This is a genomic window from bacterium, from assembly GCA_030018315.1.
In the GTDB taxonomy this organism is placed as follows: domain Bacteria; phylum Hydrothermota; class UBA3073; order JACQXS01; family JAGMCI01; genus JASEGA01.
The window spans coordinates 1-886 of record JASEGA010000069.1 but is presented as its reverse complement, the minus strand read 5'-3'; the positions used below and the strand labels follow the sequence as shown (position 1 = coordinate 886).

The 886-nt window shown below is 40.1% G+C and carries 3 protein-coding genes; 2 read left to right on the top strand and 1 reads right to left on the bottom strand.

From position 1 onward, the window contains the following. Positions 1–255: transposase (locus QMD71_10080; GenBank protein MDI6841172.1), on the bottom strand; the 255-nt coding region annotated here is incomplete at its 3' end. 68 nt (positions 256–323) lie between these two features. On the opposite strand from QMD71_10080, the gene QMD71_10075 reads away from it, so the two are divergent. Both QMD71_10075 and QMD71_10070 read left to right on the top strand, forming a co-directional pair. Continuing rightward, a complete protein-coding gene (locus tag QMD71_10075) occupies positions 324–620 on the top strand; it encodes a transposase (protein MDI6841171.1) in 297 nt (98 codons plus the stop codon). Further along, positions 620–886: hypothetical protein (locus QMD71_10070; protein ID MDI6841170.1), on the top strand; the 267-nt coding region annotated here is incomplete at its 3' end. The genes QMD71_10075 and QMD71_10070, both read left to right, overlap by 1 nt.

Genomic DNA, 886 nt, shown 5'->3' with positions numbered 1-886 from the left:
CACCTTAAATTCCATTCCTCCTTTTCTAACACGAGGGACAGCAAGGTCAGGGATAGGACCAAATTTGGTCATAAGTGCTCTTTTGTATTTCCCATTCCGGTAACCATTTCTTTTCTCTCCTCTTTCGTAGGGTTGGGCTTGTATCCATTCTGTGCGTTCTGCTATAAGGAGAGCTTCTACAATTACCTTTACCCCGTAAATCATTCTTCTTTCTATTTCTTCCCATATCTTTTTTCTTGCTTCTTTCATGCTCATAAACTGACCCCAGAAATTACTGGACAGGTAGTTAAGAAGTAGTTTATACTCGGAAACGGAGGTGAAATATGGGGAAACGTAATAAATATACACCTAAACAGAAGCTTGAAATTGTCTTGGAGGGTTTAAGGGGTCAAGTCTCTATAACTGAACTTTGCAGAAAATATGGGATAACTTCCAGTATATACTACAAGTGGCGAGATTTATTTATTCGCAAAGGTGAGGAAATCTTTGCCAATCAAGGAAATTTTGCTTCCGAGAAGACCTATATTGAAAGAATTCACGAGATGGAACGAGTTATAGGACGCCTCGCACTGGAGAACGAGATTTTAAAAAAAGTAGAGCAGTATCCCGGAGGAATTTAATGAGCTTGATACCAGGACTTAAATCAGAATACCCAGCTACAGCAATCAGCCGTGCCTTAGGCTTAAGTCGTAGCGGTGTGTATTATTTGCTCGATAAGGGGGACAAAGTTACGGATAAATTAGAAAGGATAAGGCAGAAATACGGGCATCTCAAACTAAAATTTGATAGTCTATGTCGCGAGTTCCCTAAATATGGTTATCGTAGAATTAGGGTAATGCTGCGTCGTAGGGAAGGCATTTATCTCTCTAAGAAGACAGTGCAATGG